The organism is Bacillus sp. D7-8, assembly GCF_052055895.1.
GTDB lineage: Bacteria > Bacillota > Bacilli > Bacillales > Bacillaceae > Bacillus > Bacillus velezensis.
The window spans coordinates 126084-143494 of the sequence record NZ_CP179922.1 but is presented as its reverse complement, the minus strand read 5'-3'; the positions used below and the strand labels follow the sequence as shown (position 1 = coordinate 143494).

Below are 17411 nucleotides of genomic sequence, written 5' to 3'. Positions count from 1 at the left end.
TCTTACTTAGCAGATTTACCTTCTTTACGGCGAACAACTTCACCTTCGTAGCGGATTCCTTTACCTTTGTAAGGCTCTGGAGAACGTACAGCGCGGATGTTAGCAGCGATAGCTCCTACACGCTCTTTGTCTGTACCTTTTACAACTACTTTAGTTTGAGAAGGAACTTCGATTTCGATGCCCTCTTCAGGAACGATCTCAACAGGGTGAGAGTATCCAACGTTTAAAACAAGTTTGTTTCCGGATTTAGCCGCACGATAACCGACACCGACTAATTCCAAACCTCTTTCAAATCCTTTAGATACGCCTTCAACCATGTTTCCAAGCAGACTGCGAGTCGTACCATGCAGCGCACGGTGCTCTTTGTGATCAGAAGGACGAGTAACTGTAAGCACGTTGTCCTCAATTTTGATTTCCATATCAGGATGGAAAGTACGAGTTAATTCTCCTTTTGGTCCTTTTACAGCTACAGTGTTGCCTTCGTTCAGCGTTACTGTAACTCCAGAAGGGATCTCAAGCAGTTTTTTACCTACACGAGACATACTAAAACACCTCCATTCTTGTTAAACTTCTTACCAAACGTATGCTAGAACTTCTCCACCAGCTTGTTTTGCACGGGCTTCTTTGTCCGTTAAAACACCTTGTGATGTAGAAATAATCGCGATTCCAAGACCGTTAAGTACGCGAGGTACTTCATTTGATTTAGCGTATACACGCAAACCTGGTTTGCTGATTCTTTTAAGACCAGTGATAACGCGCTCGTTGTTTTGTCCGTATTTCAAGAAAACGCGGATGATACCTTGTTTGCTGTCTTCTACGAACTCAACGTCACGAATGAAACCTTCACGCTTTAAAATGTCAGCAATTTCTCTTTTCAATTTAGAAGCAGGAATTTCAAGCTTCTCATGACGTACCATGTTTGCATTGCGAATACGAGTCAGCATATCTGCAATTGGATCTGTCATAACCATTATATAATTACCTCCTTCCCATTCTTGGGGATTACCAGCTGGCTTTTTTCACGCCAGGAATTTGTCCTTTATATGCAAGCTCACGGAAACAAATACGGCAAAGTTTAAATTTACGAATGACTGAGTGCGGACGTCCGCAGCGTTCACAGCGAGTGTACTCTTGCACTTTAAACTTTGGTGTACGTTGTTGTTTCGCAATCATTGACTTTTTAGCCACGATTTCGCCTCCCTTTCATTGATTATTTCTGGAACGGCATACCTACTTGAGTTAATAGCTCACGAGCCTCTTCGTCAGAGTTAGCAGTCGTTACGATAACGATGTCCATTCCGCGAACCTTTGTTACTTTATCGTAGTCAATTTCAGGGAAGATTAACTGTTCTTTAATACCAAGAGTGTAGTTTCCGCGACCGTCGAAAGATTTCTTAGAAATCCCGCGGAAGTCACGTACACGCGGTAAAGATACAGAAATAAGTTTATCAAGGAAATCATACATGCGCTCTCCGCGAAGAGTTACTTTCGCACCGATAGGCATTCCCTCACGAAGACGGAATCCAGCAATTGATTTCTTCGCACGAGTAACGACAGGTTTTTGACCTGCGATAAACGTTAATTCTTCAACAGCACTGTCGATTGCTTTTGCGTTTTGAACAGCATCACCGACACCCATGTTGATTACGATTTTTTCGATTTTTGGCACCTGCATAACAGAGTCGTAGTTGAACTTCGTCATTAAAGCAGGTGAAATTTCTTTATTGTACTTTTCTTTAAGGCGGTTCATGAGATAGACCTCCCTTCCTTTAAATACTATTTATCTAAGACTTGCCCAGATTTTTTTGCAACACGAACTTTTTTGCCATCTTCCACTTTGTATCCTACGCGAGTCACTTCACCTGTTTTAGGATCGAGCGGCATAACGTTTGATACATGAATTGGCGCCTCTTGATTAGAAATACCGCCTTGAGGGTTTGCTTGAGTTGGTTTAGAGTGCTTCTTCACCATGTTTACGCCCTCAACTAGAACGCGGTCCTTTTTAGGGAAAGCAGCAAGGATCGTACCTTGTTTGCCTTTATCTTTACCAGAGATAACCATTACTTTATCGCCTTTTTTCACATGCATCCTGATCGCACCTCCTTGAGTAAGGCATTTATTTCATTAGATAACTTCTGGAGCCAGAGAAACAATTTTCATGAAGTTGTTTTCACGTAATTCACGGGCAACCGGTCCGAAGATACGAGTTCCACGCGGGCTCTTGTCGTCACGGATGATAACACATGCATTCTCATCGAAGCTGATGTATGATCCGTCAGTTCTGCGTGCTCCGCTTTTTGTGCGAACGATAACAGCTCTTACGACTTCACCTTTTTTGACAACGCCTCCTGGTGTTGCTTGTTTAACCGTGCAAACAATTACATCACCAATGTTAGCCGTTTTACGTCCAGAACCGCCAAGAACTTTAATAGTAAGTACCTCACGCGCACCGGAGTTGTCAGCAACTTTTAAACGAGTCTCTTGTTGAATCATTATTTGTTACCTCCCTTCGGAAAAAGAATTCCGAACTTTATTAGATAATAACAGCTTCTTCGACAACTTCTACTAGACGAAAACGCTTAGTTGCAGATAATGGACGAGTTTCCATGATCTTTACGATGTCTCCGATTTTAGCTTGGTTATTTTCATCATGTGCTTTGAATTTCTTTGAGTATTTTACGCGTTTACCGTAAATAGGATCCTTTTTGTATGTTTCAACAACAACAGTGATGGTTTTATCCATTTTGTCAGAAACAACACGGCCTTGGTAAACTTTGCGTTGGTTACGTTCGCTCATGCTCACGACCTCCCCTCAGTGATTATTTGTTGGCAGCAATTTCTCTTTCACGAATCACAGTTTTCATGCGCGCGATAGCTTTGCGCACTTCACGAATGCGAGCAGTATTTTCAAGTTGTCCTGTCGCTAATTGAAAGCGAAGATTGAAAAGTTCTTCTTTAAGAGACTTTACTTTTTGTTCAATTTCAGCAGTGGTAAGGTCACGAATTTCATTAGCTTTCATTTGATTCACCACCAATTTCTTCACGTTTTACGAACTTCGTTTTAATTGGCAATTTGTGAGATGCAAGACGAAGAGCTTCACGAGCTACCTCTTCAGACACACCAGAAATTTCAAATAAAACTTTGCCCGGTTTTACAACAGCTACCCAGCCTTCAGGAGCCCCTTTACCGGAACCCATCCGTACCTCAAGCGGTTTAGCAGTGTAAGGTTTTGAAGGGAAAATTTTAATCCAAACTTTACCGCCACGTTTCATGTAACGAGTCATCGCAATACGTGCAGCTTCGATTTGGCGGTTCGTGATCCAAGAAGCTTCAAGAGCCTGGATACCGTACTCACCAAAATGTACTTCAGTACCGCCTTTAGCGCGACCGCGCATTTTTCCGCGATGCTCTCTGCGATATTTAACGCGTTTTGGTAATAACATATTATTTTCCTCCTTCCTCAGTTTTCTTCTTAGTAGGAAGAACCTCTCCACGATAGATCCAGACTTTTACACCAAGCTTACCGTAAGTTGTGTCAGCTTCAGATGTTGCATAGTCGATGTCAGCACGTAAAGTGTGCAATGGAACAGTTCCTTCACTGTAGTATTCAGAACGAGCAATGTCAGCTCCGCCAAGACGGCCGGAAACCATTGTTTTCACACCTTGTGCTCCAGCACGCATAGTGCGTTGGATTTGTTGTTTCTGCGCACGGCGGAAAGAAATACGGTTTTCTAGTTGACGAGCGATGTTGTCAGCTACAAGCTGAGCATCAAGATCTGCTCTTTTGATTTCAAGAATGTTAATGTGTACACGCTTGCCAGTAAGGCTGTTAAGGGCTTTACGAAGTGCTTCAACTTCAGATCCGCCTTTACCGATTACCATACCAGGCTTAGCAGTGTGGATCGTAATGTTAACGCGGTTTGCTGCGCGCTCGATTTCTACTTTAGAAACAGAAGCGTCAGAAAGGCGTTTGCTAATGAATTCACGAATTTTTAAATCTTCGTGCAGGAAGTCAGCGTAATCTTTACCAGCGTACCACTTAGATTCCCAATCACGAATGACTCCGATACGAAGACCGACTGGATTTACCTTTTGACCCACTACTTATCCCTCCTTCTTTTCTGATACAACGATTGTAATGTGGCTCGTACGTTTGTTGATTTGGCTCGCACGTCCCATAGCACGCGGGCGGAATCTTTTTAACGTTGGGCCTTCGTCAACAAATGCCTGAGAAATAACCAGATTGTTAGCGTCCATCTCGTAGTTGTGCTCAGCATTTGCGATAGCAGATTTTAAAACTTTTTCGATGATCGGAGAAGCAGCTCTCGGAGTTAAGTTCAGGATAGATACTGCTTCGCCTACTTGCTTACCTCGAATCAGGTCCATTACTAGACGTGCTTTACGAGGAGCAATACGGACTGTTCTTGCAACAGCTTTAGCTTGCATTTAAAAGCCTCCTCTCTTAGCGTCTTGTTTTTTTATCGTCACTGGCGTGGCCTTTGTAAGTACGAGTCGGTGCGAATTCGCCCAACTTGTGGCCTACCATGTCTTCAGAAATGAATACAGGCACGTGTTTACGTCCGTCATATACTGCGATAGTGTGACCGATAAATTGTGGGAAAATAGTTGAACGGCGAGACCAAGTTTTTACAACTTGTTTCTTGTCCGTTTCGTTTAATTTCTCGATTTTTGTCATCAAGTGTCCATCGACAAATGGTCCTTTTTTCAAGCTGCGAGCCATTTTGGAACCTCCCTTCGTGATTGCACTACGGTCCGAAATGAACCGTAGACAACCCCGTTATTTATTTTTACGACGACGTACGATAAATTTATCAGATTTGTTCTTTTTCTTACGTGTCTTGAATCCAAGAGTCGGTTTGCCCCAAGGAGACATTGGTGATTTACGTCCGATTGGCGCGCGACCTTCACCACCACCGTGCGGGTGATCGTTAGGGTTCATTACAGAACCGCGGACTGTAGGGCGAATGCCTTTCCAGCGAGAGCGTCCTGCTTTACCAACGTTGATAAGTTCGTGCTGCTCGTTACCTACTTGACCGATAGAAGCGCGGCAAGCAGAAAGGATCATGCGAACTTCACCAGAGTTAAGACGTACAAGAACGTATTTGCCTTCTTTACCAAGAACCTGAGCAGATGTACCAGCTGAACGTACAAGCTGTCCGCCTTTACCAGGTTTTAATTCAATGTTATGCACAACTGTACCAACAGGAATGTTGATAAGCGGAAGTGCGTTACCTACTTTGATGTCAGCTTCAGGGCCGGACATGATTTCAGTACCTACTTGAATTCCTTTTGGTGCAAGAATGTAACGTTTTTCTCCGTCTACATAGTTGATTAGTGCAATGTTAGCTGAACGGTTTGGATCGTACTCAACTGTAGCAACGCGTCCAGGTATACCATCTTTATCGCGTTTGAAGTCGATAACACGGTATTGGCGTTTGTGTCCGCCACCTTGGTGACGTACAGTCAATTTACCTTGGTTGTTACGTCCGCCTTTTTTGTGAAGGGGCGCAAGCAAGGATTTTTCCGGCTGGTCAGTCGTGATTTCAGCAAAATCTGAAGTTGTCATGCCACGACGTCCGTTAGAGGTCGGTTTATACTTTTTAATCGCCATTTTGAATTTCCCTCCTTCTTTTTACAGATAATTAAGCTTCAAAAATTTCGATTTCTTTGCTGTCTGCAGTAAGTTTTACGATCGCTTTTCTGCGACGGCTAGTCATACCAGTGTAGCGGCCGACACGTTTTGATTTCCCTTTGTAGTTCATGATGTTGACTTTGTCAACTTTCACTCCAAAGATACTTTCAACTGCATCTTTCACTTCTGTTTTGTTAGCTCTTACATCAACTTCAAAAGTATATTTTTTTTCAGTCATTAAATCAGCAGAACGTTCAGTAATGACGGGGCGCTTAAGAACATCACGAGGATCTTTCATTATGCAAGCACCTCCTCTACTTTTTCAACCGCAGCTTTTGTAATCAGAAGCTTCTCGTGGTTGACAACGTCTAACACGTTGATTCCGTTAGCTTGAACAACTGTAACTCCAGGGATGTTGCGTGCAGAAAGAGATACTGCTTCGTTTGCATCCGCAGTTACGATTAAAGCTTTTTTCTCAACAGATAATCCTTTAAGGATAGCTGCCATTTCTTTTGTTTTAACCGTATCAAGAGTAAGATCTTCAAGAACAATAATGTTGTTGTCGTTCACTTTAGAAGACAATACTGATTTGATTGCCAAGCGGCGAACTTTTTTAGGTAATTTGTAAGAATAGCTGCGTGGTGTTGGGCCGAATACGACACCACCTCCGCGCCATTGCGGTGAACGGATTGAACCTTGACGGGCACGACCTGTACCTTTTTGACGCCATGGTTTGCGACCTCCGCCGCGTACTTCAGAACGATTTTTTACTTTGTGAGATCCTTGACGTAAGGAAGCTCTTTGCATAAGAATAGCGTCGAATACTACGCTCTCATTTGGCTCAATTCCAAATACAGACGCGTTTAATTCGATATCACCAGCAGTAGAACCGTTTTGGTTGTATAATGCTACTTTTGGCATGATCAATTTCCTCCTTTCCTAAGAGACTTATTTAGATTTAACAGCACTTTTAACAGTGATTAAAGTTTTTCTCGCACCAGGTACGTTACCTTTAATCAAAAGAAGATTGCGCTCAGCATCTACTTTTACGATTTCAAGGTTTTGGACAGTGATTTGATCTCCGCCCATGCGTCCAGGTAATAGTTTACCTTTGAATACACGGTTAGGATCTACAGGTCCCATTGAACCAGGACGACGGTGGTAGCGTGAACCGTGAGACATAGGTCCGCGAGATTGTCCGTGGCGCTTGATTGCACCTTGGAAACCTTTACCTTTAGATACTCCTGTTACATCTACGATTTCTCCTGCAGAGAAAATTTCAACCTTGACTTCCTGACCAATTTCATACGCATCCATATCCACGCCGCGTAATTCTTTAACGAAGCGCTTAGGAGCAGTTTCCGCTTTTGCAACGTGTCCTTTTTCCGGTTTGTTTGAAAGCTTTTCACGCTTATCGTCAAAACCAAGCTGGATCGCTTCATAGCCATCGTTTTCAGCTGTTTTCTTTTGAAGAACAACGTTTGGAGCTGCTTCAATAACAGTTACCGGGATAAGATCACCGTTCTCTGCGAATACTTGCGTCATACCAATTTTTCTTCCTAAGATTCCTTTGGTCATTCGTCACACCTCCTATTAAGATCATTCTATATTTTAGAATTAAAGTTTGATTTCGATATCGACACCAGATGGTAAGTCTAATCGCATGAGAGCATCAACAGTTTGTGGTGTTGGGTTCACAATGTCGATTAAACGTTTATGTGTACGCATTTCAAATTGCTCACGAGAATCTTTGTATTTGTGCACCGCACGAAGGATTGTGTAAACTGATTTTTCAGTTGGCAACGGAATCGGACCAGATACGCTGGCACCAGAACGTTTTGCCGTTTCAACAATCTTCTCTGCAGATTGATCAAGGATTCTATGATCATATGCTTTTAAACGAATACGAATTTTTTGTTTTGCCATTATTTTCCCTCCTTTTCGCCTACATCACGTTAGACAGTTCTCCGTGAGAAAAACCTGATCACCTTGCCATGGCAAAGCGGCCGGGTGTGTCAGCAACCTCTCACTTCATCGCAGTCAAAGACCAACATACACTATTATACAGAAAATAGACGCATGTTGCAAGGTTTATTTAAAGAACCTTGTGGTTTTCACACTTTGATTATTATACAGGTGATACCATGATTAATCAAGGATATGTCTGTTTTCTTTCAGAGATGGAACGATGCGAACCGGCTGACAACTTCGGCAAAGCGATCCGGTTCCTCCAAGTGAGGCGAATGGGCTGAGTTCTCAAACCAATGCCATTCTTTATACGGCGCATCAACCTTCTGATAATATTCAAAAGACGTCGTCCCCGGGACCGTCAAATCGTATCTCCCTGACATAAAACAGCACGGTATTATAATAGAAGAAACTGATTCTCCGGCATCAAAGAAAATGAGATCCTCCCATAGGTGTTTCAGGCTGAACATTTGTCCCCGCGCGGCTAAGAAGCTCCCTCTCACACCGTACGGTTCACCAAACAGCATTCGCCCCCCTGCTTTAAGAGCGCCGATCGGATGATGGGTAAAGCCCCCTCCCCTCATCTCGATACAAAGCAGAAATAACGATCGCTGCAGCTGTTTCTCCCATGGAGGCGCTCCGATAAAGCTCAGCGTCTTTTCCAGCAGGAAATGTTTGCGTTGCCTGCTCCATTCCAACATCAGCCGGTAAGCTTCCGTTTCTTCCTTTTGAATATTAACCACCTGACTGATACCGATATACGCATAATACAAATCAGGTCTCTCTTGAAGAACATGAAGCGCCAGAACTGACCCCCACGAATAACCGGCGATATATATTTTTTGCCTGCTGAATTGCTTGCATAGGCGTTCGGTCAAATGAATGGTATCGGCTGTCAGCTGATCCAAGGTCATAGATGAACCCGGAATTTCCTTTGAATAAGAGAGACCCGCCCCTCTCTGATCCCAGTTCACAACGGTGAAATGCTTTTCCAGCTTATTCTGGTATTTTCTCGCATAGCCGATTTGAGGCGTGCCGGGACCGCCGTGCAAAAATAAAAGCAGCGGATTACTCCTGTCATCACCATTAATCATAATGGTTTGTTCACTGCCATTAATCAGCAATTGCTGAAGCATTGAAATACGATTGGTTTTCTTGAAGTTATCGTTCATCGCTCTGCTCCTAAAATTTGTATACGTTCTATTATACATGGAATCAGCGGGGAAACAAAAAAACGAGGCCCCATAAGGGACCCCGCATTAATGAACGAGTCGATTACTCAGTGATTGTAGAAACAACGCCTGAACCAACTGTACGTCCGCCTTCACGAATAGAGAAACGAGTTCCTTCTTCGATAGCGATTGTAGAGATAAGTTCAACGATCATTTCAGTGTTATCTCCAGGCATAACCATTTCTACGCCTTCTGGAAGATTGATGATACCAGTTACGTCAGTTGTACGGAAGTAGAACTGAGGACGGTAGTTAGAGAAGAATGGAGTATGACGTCCACCCTCTTCTTTAGAAAGAACGTAAACTTCAGCTTTGAATTTGCTGTGTGGAGTGATTGTACCTGGTTTAGCAAGTACTTGTCCACGTTGGATGTCTTCACGAGCTACACCGCGAAGAAGTGCACCGATGTTGTCTCCAGCTTCAGCATAGTCAAGAAGCTTACGGAACATTTCAACACCTGTAACAGTTGTTTTGCTGTTTTCTTCTTGAAGACCGATGATTTCAACTTCGTCACCGACTTTAACTTGTCCGCGTTCTACACGGCCAGTAGCAACTGTACCACGACCAGTGATTGAGAATACGTCCTCAACTGGCATCATGAATGGTTTGTCAGTGTCGCGTTCTGGAGTTGGGATGTACTCATCAACTGCAGCCATAAGTTCAAGAATTTTTTCTTCGTACTCAGCGTCACCTTCAAGAGCTTTAAGAGCAGAACCTTTAACAACTGGTACATCATCACCAGGGAAGTCGTATTCGCTAAGAAGATCGCGAACTTCCATTTCAACAAGCTCAAGAAGCTCTTCGTCGTCTACCATGTCGCATTTGTTAAGGAATACTACGATGTATGGTACACCAACGTTTTTAGAAAGAAGGATGTGCTCACGAGTTTGTGGCATTGGGCCATCAGCAGCAGATACTACAAGGATAGCTCCGTCCATTTGCGCAGCACCAGTGATCATGTTTTTAACATAGTCAGCGTGTCCTGGGCAGTCAACGTGTGCATAGTGACGAGTGTCAGTTTCGTACTCAACGTGTGCAGTAGAGATTGTGATACCGCGCTCACGTTCTTCTGGAGCACCATCAATTTGATCGTACGCCATAGCTGTACCTTTACCAGATTTCTTATGAAGTACTGTTGAGATAGCAGCAGTTAATGTTGTTTTACCATGGTCAACGTGTCCAATTGTACCGATATTGGCATGTGATTTGGAACGGTCGAATTTTTCTTTAGCCATTCTAAAATCCTCCTTAAGAGCTTTTAATTAGTAATGTATAGAGTGATAGAAAGTGAAAGCAAGCTTTCACTTCCTCATCTTACAATAGTAGTTATACTTGAGTTAAGTGGCAAAATCAATTATTCGCCTTTATTTTTTTTGATAATTTCTTCAGCGATGCTCTTCGGCACTTCTTCGTAGTGATCCATGAACATTGTGAACGTACCGCGTCCTTGCGTGTTAGAACGAAGGGCAGTAGCGTAACCGAACATTTCAGCAAGAGGTACCATCGCACGCACAACTTGAGCGTTACCGCGAGCTTCCATACCTTCTACACGTCCGCGACGAGAAGTAACATCACCCATGATGTCTCCCATGTATTCTTCAGGAATAACAACTTCAACTTTCATGATTGGTTCAAGAAGAACTGGGTTACATTTGCTGACTGCATTTTTCAATGCCATAGAAGCAGCGACTTTAAACGCCATTTCGTTTGAGTCAACATCATGGTAAGATCCATCAAAAAGTTTCGCCTTGATGTCGATTAGCGGGAATCCGGCTAGGACACCATTTTCAAGAGAGTCTTCAAGACCTGCTTGTACGGCTGGGATGTATTCACGAGGAACAACACCACCGACGATTGCGTTTTCGAATTCAAAGCCAGCGCCTTCTTCGTTCGGTTCAAATTCGATCCAAACGTGACCGAACTGACCGCGCCCGCCTGATTGACGTACGAATTTACCTTCAACTTTTGCACCGGTACGGAATGTCTCACGGTACGCAACTTGAGGAGCACCAACGTTAGCTTCAACTTTGAACTCACGCTTCATACGATCAACAATGATATCAAGGTGAAGCTCACCCATACCAGAGATGATTGTTTGACCCGTTTCAGGGTTTGTTTGTGTACGGAATGTAGGATCTTCTTCAGCAAGTTTCGCTAAAGCGATACCCATTTTATCTTGGTCAGCTTTTGATTTAGGCTCAATCGCTACGTCGATAACAGGCTCTGGGAATTCCATTGATTCAAGGATTACAAGATCCTTCTCATCACATAGAGTATCTCCAGTAGAAGTATCTTTTAGACCTACAGCAGCTGCGATGTCTCCAGCGTAAACAGTAGAGATCTCTTCACGGCTGTTAGCGTGCATTTGAAGGATACGTCCTACGCGCTCACGCTTGCCTTTTGTAGAGTTCTTTACATATGAACCGGAATCAAGTGTACCGGAATATACGCGGAAGAATGTCAGCTTACCGACATAAGGGTCAGTCATAACTTTAAATGCAAGTGCAGAGAATGGCTCTTCATCAGAAGAATGACGAACGATCTCTTCATCTGTATCAGGACGTACACCTTTGATTGCAGCAACATCAGTTGGCGCAGGAAGGTAGTCAAGAACAGCATCAAGTACAAGCTGAACACCTTTGTTTTTGAAAGCAGATCCAACAAGTACAGGGTAGAATTCAACATTCAGTGTACCTTTACGGATAGCAGCTTTCAGTTCAGGGATAGTGATTTCTTCACCTTCAAGGTACTTTTCCATAAGCTCTTCATCAAGCTCAGCTACAGCTTCAATCAGGCTGCTGCGAAGCTCTTCAGCTTGCTCTTTGTACTCTTCAGGGATTTCTTTCGCATCTGAACGAGTTCCAAGGTCATCTTCGTAGAAATACGCAACGTTTTCTACTAAGTCGATGATACCTTCGAAGTTGTCTTCAGCACCGATCGGCAATTGAATTGCGTGAGCGTTAGCTTGAAGACGGTCTCTTAAAGTGCCTACAGAGTAAAGGAAGTCTGCGCCGATTTTGTCCATTTTGTTGACAAATACAACACGCGGTACTCCGTAAGTTGTTGCTTGGCGCCATACTGTTTCTGTCTGAGGCTCAACACCTGATTGAGCATCAAGTACGGCAACCGCACCATCAAGTACACGGAGTGAACGTTCAACTTCAACTGTGAAGTCTACGTGTCCCGGTGTATCGATGATGTTTACACGGTAACCTTTCCACTGTGCAGTCGTTGCTGCAGAAGTGATTGTGATACCGCGTTCTTGTTCCTGCTCCATCCAGTCCATTTGCGAAGCACCTTCGTGAGTTTCGCCAATTTTGTGGATACGGCCTGTGTAGAACAAGATCCGTTCTGTAGTAGTCGTTTTACCGGCATCGATGTGAGCCATGATCCCGATATTACGAGTTTTTTCTAAGGAGAACTCTCTTGCCATTGGGTAATTTCTCCTTCCTTATTAGGGAATTATTATTTTGATTATATGAATCCTACCAGCGGTAGTGAGCAAATGCTTTGTTCGCTTCTGCCATCTTGTGAGTGTCTTCACGTTTCTTAACGGCAGCACCAGTGTTGTTAGCTGCATCAAGAATTTCGTTAGCCAGGCGCTCTTCCATTGTTTTTTCTCCGCGAAGACGCGCATAGTTAACCAACCAGCGAAGACCAAGAGTTGTACGGCGTTCAGGACGAACTTCTACAGGCACTTGGTAGTTAGCTCCACCTACACGGCGTGCTTTTACTTCAAGTACAGGCATGATGTTTTTCAATGCTTGTTCGAAAACCTCCATTGCATCATTGCCAGTGCGTTCTTTAATGATATCGAATGACTTGTATAGGATTGTTTGAGATTTACCTTTTTTACCGTCGATCATCATTTTGTTGATCAGGCGGGATACCAGCTTAGAGTTGTAAAGCGGATCAGGTAAAACATCTCTTTTTGCTACAGGACCTTTACGTGGCATCTGAATATCCTCCCTTCATAGTTTTAATGATTTATTTGATTACTTTGCTTTAGGACGTTTCGTACCGTATTTAGAACGGCCTTGCGCACGGTTTTCAACTCCGGCAGTATCAAGCGCGCCACGAACGATGTGGTAGCGTACCCCCGGTAAGTCTTTTACACGTCCGCCGCGGATCAGTACAACGCTGTGCTCTTGCAGGTTGTGACCGATACCAGGAATGTAGGCAGTAACCTCGATTCCGTTAGTCAAACGAACACGAGCATATTTACGAAGTGCTGAGTTCGGTTTTTTCGGTGTCATTGTACCCACACGAGTACATACCCCGCGTTTTTGTGGAGAAGATACGTTAGTGTGCTCTTTTTTAAAGCTGTTGTATCCTTTGTTTAGTGCAGGTGACTTAGAGTTTTCAACTTTGCTCACGCGTCCCTTGCGAATTAGCTGATTAATTGTAGGCATGTTGTGTTCCTCCCTTCATTACGTTTTATAACCCACATACCCAGGTGGTTCATCATTAGGCAAAAAACAATGTCTTTACACAAGATTGATATCTTATATAAAAACAAAAAGTACGCTATAACATAATGGCAACAGCTGCTGCTCCCACTTCAATTCCGCAGGCTTTGCCGAGCTTTTTCATGGAATCCACCATACAGACAGCGGTATTTTGGTTCTTTGCAAGCTGGATAACGCCAGCTGTAAGAACTGAATCCGCGTCTTTTGCCACGACGACTTCCTTCACTGAACCTCGTTTTAGAGCTTTCACTGTTTGCTTCGTACCAATAATAATTGATTTGGCCTGTGATACTTTATCATAAGACATAAACATATCCTCCAAAGTAACAGGTTTTATTTCGAGCACCTTGGTTATATTATCACTCTGCGGGACGGATGTCAACAACGTATGACATTTTTTAGTGCAGTCCTCCGCCAGAATAATTGTAATACTGAGGAAAAGCTGTCGAAACAGCCTTTCCTGCAGCAGTTTCTGTTATTCAGCCGGAACCATATCTTCCGTAGGCTGAACGTTTGAAACAGGTTTTACTTTTCTGTAATTCATCATACCGGTACCGGCAGGAACCAGTTTACCGATGATAACATTCTCTTTCAGGCCGAGAAGTTCATCGCGCTTGCCTTTAATCGCAGCATCTGTAAGAACGCGTGTTGTTTCTTGGAATGATGCGGCAGACAAGAATGAATCCGTCTCGAGTGAAGCTTTCGTGATACCGAGAAGGACAGGACGGCCTGTAGCAGGTCGATTGCCTTCAAGCAGCACTTTTTTGTTCGCTTCTGTGAATTGGTGAATATCAAGCAATGTGCCAGGGAGAACATCAGTATCTCCGGCATCGATCACACGGACTTTGCGAAGCATCTGGCGAACCATTACTTCTACGTGTTTATCGCCGATTTCAACCCCCTGCATACGGTAAACTTTCTGAACCTCATGCAGAAGATATTCCTGAACCGTTGTCAGGTCAGTGACTTTAAGAAGTTCTTTCGGATCGATTGAACCTTCTGTCAGCACTTGACCGCGGGTAATCTGATCACCCTCAGCCACTTTCAGGCGTGAGTTGTAAGGTGCCGTGTATGAACGTGTCTCAACAGCGCCCTGAACAACAATCTCCTGCTGTTTGTCGCGGACTTCATTGATTTCGGCAATTGTACCGTCAATCTCAGAAATCGTCGCTTGACCTTTCGGATTACGCGCTTCGAAAAGCTCTTGGATACGCGGAAGACCTTGTGTGATATCGTCTCCGGCAACCCCGCCTGTGTGGAACGTACGCATTGTTAACTGTGTTCCAGGCTCACCGATAGATTGAGCGGCGATAATACCTACTGCTTCGCCGACTTCAACATCAGTTCCGGTTGCAAGGTTACGTCCGTAGCATCGTTTACATACACCATGAGGAGTGTTACATGTGAACGCGGAACGGATCCACACTTCTTCGATTCCGGCTTCAACGATTTCCAGCGCTTTATCTTCATCGATCAATTCATTTTCGTTAATGAGCACAGCACCCGTTTCAGGATGTTTGATCTGTTTTCTGGCGAAACGTCCGATCAGACGCTCTTCCAGACGCTCGATGATTTCCGTGCCTTCTTTGAGCGGTTTTGCAAGAATACCGCGGTCTGTTCCGCAATCAGTTTCACGAATGATAACATCCTGCGCAACATCAACAAGACGGCGTGTAAGGTAACCTGAGTCAGCTGTTTTCAGGGCGGTATCGGCAAGACCTTTACGCGCACCGTGAGTGGAGATAAAGTACTCCAATACTGTCAGACCTTCACGGAAACTTGATTTAATCGGCAATTCAATGATTCGTCCAGCCGGGTTGGCCATCAGACCGCGCATACCCGCAAGCTGTGTAAAGTTAGATGCGTTACCACGGGCTCCTGAGTCACTCATCATGTAGATCGGGTTGACTTCGTCTAATGATTTCATCAGTTTGCCTTGGATAACATCTTTCGCTGAACTCCAAATTGAAATGACTCTTTCATAACGTTCTTCTTCGGTGATTAAACCGCGTCTGAACTGTTTCAGGACATTATCAACTTTGCTTTGTGCTTCTTCAAGGATTTCCTGTTTGTCATCGAGAACGACGATATCAGAAACCCCTACTGTGATGCCGGCTTTCGTTGAATATCTGAAACCGAGATTTTTCATGCGGTCAAGCATTTTAGACGTTTCCGTGATATGGAATCGTTTAAAGATTTCCGCGATGATTTTACCGAGAATACCTTTTTTAAACGGTGCGTTGATCGGCTGCTCAGCAATCACAGCTTTTACGTCAGCACCTTTATCTAAGAAGAAACGGTCAGGTGTCTTCTCTTCAATGTTGCTCTTCGTTGGTTCATTCATGTAAGGGAATGATTCCGGAAGAATTTCATTGAAGACGAGCTTACCGACAGTTGTAATTAACAATTTTGAACGCTGTTCTTCAGTAAATGTCACATTCTTAAGGGAGTTCGCTGCAACAGCAACTCTCGTATGAAGGTGAACATAACCGTTTTGATAAGCAAGAAGCGCTTCGTCCGTATTTTTGAAAACCATACCCTCGCCGACTGCTCCGGCGCGCTCAAGCGTCAGGTAGTAGTTTCCTAATACCATATCCTGAGACGGCGTAACAACCGGTTTACCATCTTTAGGGTTCAAAATGTTTTGGGCCGCAAGCATCAGAATGCGCGCCTCAGCTTGAGCCTCAGCTGATAAAGGTACGTGAACCGCCATTTGGTCACCGTCAAAGTCAGCGTTATAAGCTGTACATACTAACGGGTGAAGACGGATGGCGCGTCCTTCAACAAGCGTCGGTTCGAAAGCCTGGATACCTAATCTGTGAAGAGTAGGGGCACGGTTCAGTAAGACCGGATGCTCCTTAATGACAGATTCAAGTACATCCCATACTTCAGGCTGCACGCGTTCGATTTTGCGTTTTGCGCTCTTGATATTGTGAGCAAGGCCTTTTTCAACAAGCTCTTTCATGACGAAAGGCTTGAAGAGCTCAAGCGCCATTTCCTTCGGCAAACCGCACTGATACATTTTCAAATGCGGACCTACGACGATAACGGAGCGTCCTGAGTAGTCTACACGTTTACCGAGAAGGTTCTGACGGAAACGCCCTTGTTTCCCTTTCAGCATGTGAGAAAGAGATTTAAGCGGACGGTTACCCGGTCCGGTAACCGGACGGCCGCGGCGTCCGTTGTCAATCAGAGCATCGACTGCTTCCTGAAGCATACGTTTTTCGTTCTGAACGATGATGCTTGGCGCGCCGAGGTCTAACAGACGTTTTAAACGGTTATTACGGTTGATGACACGACGGTAAAGGTCGTTCAGGTCAGACGTTGCGAAACGTCCGCCGTCAAGCTGAACCATCGGTCTTAATTCAGGCGGAATAACCGGAAGCACGTCGAGGATCATCCAAGACGGCTTGTTTCCTGAATTACGGAAGGCTTCAAGCACTTCAAGGCGTTTGATCGCACGTGTACGGCGCTGTCCTTGAGAAGTCTTCAGCTCTTCTTTTAACATATCAACTTCTTTGACAAGGTCGATGTCCTGCAGAAGTTTATTAATGGCTTCCGCACCCATAGAGGCTTGGAATTTGTTTCCGTACTTATCCAGATACGCACGGTATTCCTTTTCAGATAAAAGCTGTTTCTTTTCGAGCGGTGTATTGGCCGGGTCAGTTACGACGTAAGAAGCAAAGTAAATAACTTCTTCCAGCGCACGCGGTGACATATCCAATACAAGACCCATACGGCTCGGAATACCTTTGAAATACCAAATGTGAGAAACCGGGGCAGCCAGTTCAATATGCCCCATTCTCTCACGACGGACCTTAGCCCGCGTTACTTCAACTCCGCAACGGTCACAAACTACGCCTTTATAACGAACCCGCTTGTACTTGCCGCAATGACATTCCCAGTCCTTAGTCGGTCCGAAAATGCGTTCGCAGAACAGGCCGTCCTTTTCAGGTTTCAATGTACGATAGTTTATCGTTTCAGGCTTTTTCACTTCACCAAAAGACCATGAACGGATTTTATCCGGTGAAGCAAGACCGATGTTCATATACTCAAAATTGTTCACATCTAGCAAGGGGCCTACCTCCC

24 protein-coding genes are annotated in these 17411 nt (G+C 44.2%); all 24 read right to left on the bottom strand.

Annotation, left to right across the window (positions count from 1 at the left end):
• Nucleotides 1-2: 2 nt before the first annotated feature.
• A complete protein-coding gene (gene rplF, locus ACKTRM_RS00805; protein WP_003156490.1) occupies nt 3-542 on the bottom strand; it encodes a 50S ribosomal protein L6 in 540 nt (179 codons plus the stop codon).
• 30 nt (nt 543-572) lie between these two features.
• Complete coding sequence (gene rpsH / locus ACKTRM_RS00800; protein ID WP_003156489.1) at nt 573-971, bottom strand: 30S ribosomal protein S8; 399 nt, start codon at nt 969-971, stop codon at nt 573-575.
• 31 nt (nt 972-1002) lie between these two features.
• Nucleotides 1003-1188 carry a 30S ribosomal protein S14 gene (rpsN, locus tag ACKTRM_RS00795; protein ID WP_003156488.1) on the bottom strand — a complete coding sequence of 62 codons (186 nt, stop codon included), beginning with the start codon at nt 1186-1188 and terminating at the stop codon, nt 1003-1005.
• 22 nt (nt 1189-1210) lie between these two features.
• On the bottom strand, nt 1211-1750 hold the full coding sequence (gene rplE, locus ACKTRM_RS00790) for a 50S ribosomal protein L5 (RefSeq protein ID WP_003156487.1): 540 nt from the start codon (nt 1748-1750) through the stop codon (nt 1211-1213).
• A 26-nt stretch (nt 1751-1776) separates the two neighbouring features.
• Complete coding sequence (gene rplX / locus ACKTRM_RS00785; RefSeq protein WP_003156486.1) at nt 1777-2088, bottom strand: 50S ribosomal protein L24; 312 nt, start codon at nt 2086-2088, stop codon at nt 1777-1779.
• A 36-nt stretch (nt 2089-2124) separates the two neighbouring features.
• Complete coding sequence (rplN, locus tag ACKTRM_RS00780) at nt 2125-2493, bottom strand: 50S ribosomal protein L14 (protein ID WP_007410404.1); 369 nt, start codon at nt 2491-2493, stop codon at nt 2125-2127.
• Between the two features lie 40 nt (nt 2494-2533).
• A complete protein-coding gene (gene rpsQ, locus ACKTRM_RS00775; RefSeq protein ID WP_003156484.1) occupies nt 2534-2797 on the bottom strand; it encodes a 30S ribosomal protein S17 in 264 nt (87 codons plus the stop codon).
• 22 nt (nt 2798-2819) lie between these two features.
• Nucleotides 2820-3020 carry a 50S ribosomal protein L29 gene (gene rpmC, locus ACKTRM_RS00770; protein ID WP_003156482.1) on the bottom strand — a complete coding sequence of 67 codons (201 nt, stop codon included), beginning with the start codon at nt 3018-3020 and terminating at the stop codon, nt 2820-2822.
• On the bottom strand, nt 3010-3444 hold the full coding sequence (rplP, locus tag ACKTRM_RS00765) for a 50S ribosomal protein L16 (RefSeq protein ID WP_003156478.1): 435 nt from the start codon (nt 3442-3444) through the stop codon (nt 3010-3012). Before rplP ends, rpmC begins: the two co-directional genes overlap by 11 nt.
• 1 nt (nt 3445) lies before the next feature.
• Nucleotides 3446-4102, bottom strand: coding sequence for a 30S ribosomal protein S3 (rpsC, locus tag ACKTRM_RS00760; RefSeq protein WP_003156476.1), 657 nt, complete (start codon nt 4100-4102; stop codon nt 3446-3448).
• A 3-nt stretch (nt 4103-4105) separates the two neighbouring features.
• Entirely contained in the window at nt 4106-4447 is a 342-nt protein-coding gene (rplV, locus tag ACKTRM_RS00755; RefSeq protein ID WP_003156475.1) for a 50S ribosomal protein L22, read from the bottom strand.
• 16 nt (nt 4448-4463) lie between these two features.
• Entirely contained in the window at nt 4464-4742 is a 279-nt protein-coding gene (rpsS, locus tag ACKTRM_RS00750) for a 30S ribosomal protein S19 (RefSeq protein WP_003156472.1), read from the bottom strand.
• Between the two features lie 57 nt (nt 4743-4799).
• Entirely contained in the window at nt 4800-5633 is an 834-nt protein-coding gene (gene rplB, locus ACKTRM_RS00745) for a 50S ribosomal protein L2 (RefSeq protein WP_003156470.1), read from the bottom strand.
• Nucleotides 5634-5664: 31 nt separating this feature from the next.
• Nucleotides 5665-5952, bottom strand: coding sequence for a 50S ribosomal protein L23 (rplW, locus tag ACKTRM_RS00740; protein WP_003156467.1), 288 nt, complete (start codon nt 5950-5952; stop codon nt 5665-5667).
• On the bottom strand, nt 5952-6575 hold the full coding sequence (gene rplD / locus ACKTRM_RS00735) for a 50S ribosomal protein L4 (RefSeq protein ID WP_007615239.1): 624 nt from the start codon (nt 6573-6575) through the stop codon (nt 5952-5954). The genes rplW and rplD overlap by 1 nt, the downstream gene beginning before the upstream one ends.
• Before the next feature lie 27 nt (nt 6576-6602).
• On the bottom strand, nt 6603-7232 hold the full coding sequence (rplC, locus tag ACKTRM_RS00730) for a 50S ribosomal protein L3 (RefSeq protein ID WP_007410402.1): 630 nt from the start codon (nt 7230-7232) through the stop codon (nt 6603-6605).
• A gap of 39 nt (nt 7233-7271) precedes the next feature.
• Entirely contained in the window at nt 7272-7580 is a 309-nt protein-coding gene (rpsJ, locus tag ACKTRM_RS00725; RefSeq protein WP_003156464.1) for a 30S ribosomal protein S10, read from the bottom strand.
• Nucleotides 7581-7828: 248 nt separating this feature from the next.
• Complete coding sequence (locus ACKTRM_RS00720) at nt 7829-8794, bottom strand: alpha/beta fold hydrolase (RefSeq protein ID WP_011996194.1); 966 nt, start codon at nt 8792-8794, stop codon at nt 7829-7831.
• 103 nt (nt 8795-8897) lie between these two features.
• Nucleotides 8898-10088, bottom strand: coding sequence for an elongation factor Tu (gene tuf / locus ACKTRM_RS00715; protein ID WP_007410400.1), 1191 nt, complete (start codon nt 10086-10088; stop codon nt 8898-8900).
• A 119-nt stretch (nt 10089-10207) separates the two neighbouring features.
• On the bottom strand, nt 10208-12286 hold the full coding sequence (gene fusA / locus ACKTRM_RS00710; RefSeq protein ID WP_007410399.1) for an elongation factor G: 2079 nt from the start codon (nt 12284-12286) through the stop codon (nt 10208-10210).
• Nucleotides 12287-12338: 52 nt separating this feature from the next.
• Complete coding sequence (rpsG, locus tag ACKTRM_RS00705; protein ID WP_003156447.1) at nt 12339-12809, bottom strand: 30S ribosomal protein S7; 471 nt, start codon at nt 12807-12809, stop codon at nt 12339-12341.
• 39 nt (nt 12810-12848) lie between these two features.
• Nucleotides 12849-13265: a 30S ribosomal protein S12 gene (gene rpsL / locus ACKTRM_RS00700; protein ID WP_003156445.1), complete on the bottom strand. Its 417-nt coding sequence runs from the start codon at nt 13263-13265 to the stop codon at nt 12849-12851.
• Between the two features lie 115 nt (nt 13266-13380).
• The gene (locus ACKTRM_RS00695) at nt 13381-13629 is read right to left on the bottom strand and encodes a 50S ribosomal protein L7ae-like protein (RefSeq protein ID WP_003156443.1); all 249 of its coding nucleotides are present in this window, start codon (nt 13627-13629) and stop codon (nt 13381-13383) included.
• A 168-nt stretch (nt 13630-13797) separates the two neighbouring features.
• Entirely contained in the window at nt 13798-17397 is a 3600-nt protein-coding gene (rpoC, locus tag ACKTRM_RS00690; protein ID WP_011996193.1) for a DNA-directed RNA polymerase subunit beta', read from the bottom strand.
• Between the last annotated feature and the right edge of the window lie 14 nt (nt 17398-17411).